Below are 2348 nucleotides of genomic sequence, written 5' to 3'. Positions count from 1 at the left end.
CACTTTCTGGAGCATGCTTTGATTTCCAATGGTTAATAAAGATAGTTAATTTATGCAAAAGCGTTAAAAAAAGAGCTTGAAAAAATGGATTGTGAAAATGACTATATTGTTTTGGGAGATTTTAACTCAAATTATAACGAGTTTAAAACTCTTTTATATGAGCCAAATCTTAACGATACCAATGCAACTACAGGAATTAACCATATATTGCCTACTCTTTATCAAAATAGATTAGTTGATGAAAAAATAGTTAAAAAAGAGTGCAAATATCTATACAATCTATGGCTCGAAGTTCCTTCCTTTAAAAGATTTAGTTATCTGTATAAAGGTAAGAAAAATACCCTTGATAATATTCTACTCCCAAAATCTATGTTTGACTCATTGGGTATAAACTATATAGACAACTCCTTTAATGTTTTTAAACCAAAATATCTTTTTAAAAATAAAAAAATTTACAGATGGCAGATAAAAAATAATAAACATTTGGCAAAAGGGTATTCAGACCATCTTTTAATTTACGCAAAATTTGATACAAAACCTTTTTTAGATAAACCAGAATATAAAATAAAAACCTCTACGATAAGATCTTTATATCAGCAAAAATCCAAAGAGATGGATATTATCTTAGAAAATGCCGCAGTTTTATTAAAGTTTGGCAATATTGCGGTAATTAAAAGAAAAAATGACAGGGCTGTAATGATATATAATCCACCACAAAATTTAAAAGAAAAAAATATATACGATATCGAAGTTTTAAAAACAAAAAGATACAAAGGAAATTTAGAAATAATAGATATTGGAGATATTGTTTTAAAAGAGACTCTTAAATCTGTAAAAGAGTTTTATTTAAGATATAAAGGAGAGGATTTATCAGATATAAAATATCAAAACGAAATAGTTACAAACTTAAAAGGAGTTTATAAAAACGGATATTTGATATATGATAACAAAAGAATTAGATTATATTTTAAAAACAAAAACTTAACTGTTAAAAACGGATCAGAAATTTTTATAAAAAGAGGTCATATCTCATACTATTATAAACCTCAAATCGTTATCTACTCAAAAAAAGATTTTTTAATCCCTTAATTGCTATAATCAAAAAAACCTTTATTAAAGGATGAAAATGAATAAAGTTCTAATCATCGGAGCCGGAGGAGTAGGAAGAGTCGTAGCGCACAAATGTGCCCAAAATCGCGATGTTTTCAATCAAATCATCTTAGCAAGCAGAACATTAAGCAAATGTGAAGAGATAAGAGGCGAAATAAAAGATAGATACAATTTTGATATAGAAGTGGCAAAAGTTGACGCCGATAACGTAAACGAACTTATCGATTTAATAAATTTGACAAAACCAAATCTGGTAATAAACGTGGCGCTTCCTTATCAGGATTTAACTATTATGGAAGCGTGTATGGAAACAAAGGTGGATTATCTTGATACGGCAAACTACGAACATCCAGATACGGCGAAATTTGAGTATAAAGAGCAGTGGGCGCTAAATGAGCCTTTTAAACAAAGAGGGGTTATGGCTCTTCTTGGCAGCGGTTTTGATCCCGGGGTTACGAACGTTTTTGTAGCATATGCTCAAAAACACTATTTTGACGAAATACATTATATAGATATTCTTGATTGTAATGCCGGAGATCACGGTTACCCTTTTGCGACAAATTTCAACCCCGAAATAAACATAAGAGAGGTAAACTCAAAAGGAAAATATTGGGAAAACGGTAAATGGATAGAAACCGAACCGATGGAGATAAAAATGGTTTGGGATTATCCTGAAATTGGTCCAAAAGATAGCTATCTTCTTTATCACGAAGAAGAAGAGTCTCTCGTTAAACATATAAAGGGGTTAAAAAGGATAAGATTTTGGATGACTTTTAGCGAAAGTTATCTAACGCACTTAAAAGTATTGGATAATGTAGGATTAACAAGAATCGATCAAATCGAAGTAGACGGATGCAAAGTCGTTCCTCTACATGTTTTAAAAGCTCTTCTACCAGATCCTGCAAGCCTTGGAGCAAGAACAAAGGGAAAAACCAATATCGGAGTTGTATGTGAAGGTATAAAAGATGGAAAAAGAAGAAAAATATATATCTACAATATTTGTGATCATCAAGAGGCTTTTAAAGAGGTCTACAGTCAATGTGTAAGCTATACTACCGGAGTTCCTGCGATGATCGGGGCAAAGCTTATGTTAACAAAAGAGTGGTATAAACCCGGCGTTTGGAATATGGAGCAGTTTGATCCAGATCCTTTTATGGAAGAGCTATCAATTCAGGGGCTTCCATGGACTGTTTTGGAGATGGATCCAGATGAAACAAGAGAGATAAAATAGAGGATAA

2 protein-coding genes are annotated in these 2348 nt (G+C 31.6%); both read left to right on the top strand.

Annotated features, from left to right (window positions below):
- Nucleotides 1-84: 84 nt before the first annotated feature.
- Nucleotides 85-1089 carry a hypothetical protein gene (locus AC30RD_RS08485; protein ID WP_489494062.1) on the top strand — a complete coding sequence of 335 codons (1005 nt, stop codon included), beginning with the start codon at nucleotides 85-87 and terminating at the stop codon, nucleotides 1087-1089.
- Between the two features lie 37 nt (nucleotides 1090-1126).
- Entirely contained in the window at nucleotides 1127-2341 is a 1215-nt protein-coding gene (locus AC30RD_RS08480; RefSeq protein WP_489494061.1) for a saccharopine dehydrogenase family protein, read from the top strand.
- The last annotated feature ends 7 nt before the right edge of the window (nucleotides 2342-2348 follow it).

It is taken from the genome of Nitrosophilus sp. (assembly GCF_982775275.1).
The sequence above is the reverse complement of the archived record's forward strand: the minus strand, read 5'-3'. Positions and strand labels throughout refer to the sequence as shown.

Bases quoted from the DNA above. Each gene is read 5' to 3' on its own strand.
- AC30RD_RS08485 (WP_489494062.1), top strand. From the start codon at position 85: ATGGATTGTGAAAATGACTATATTGTTTTGGGAGATTTTAACTCAAAT.
- AC30RD_RS08480 (WP_489494061.1), top strand. From the start codon at position 1,127: ATGAATAAAGTTCTAATCATCGGAGCCGGAGGAGTAGGAAGAGTCGTA.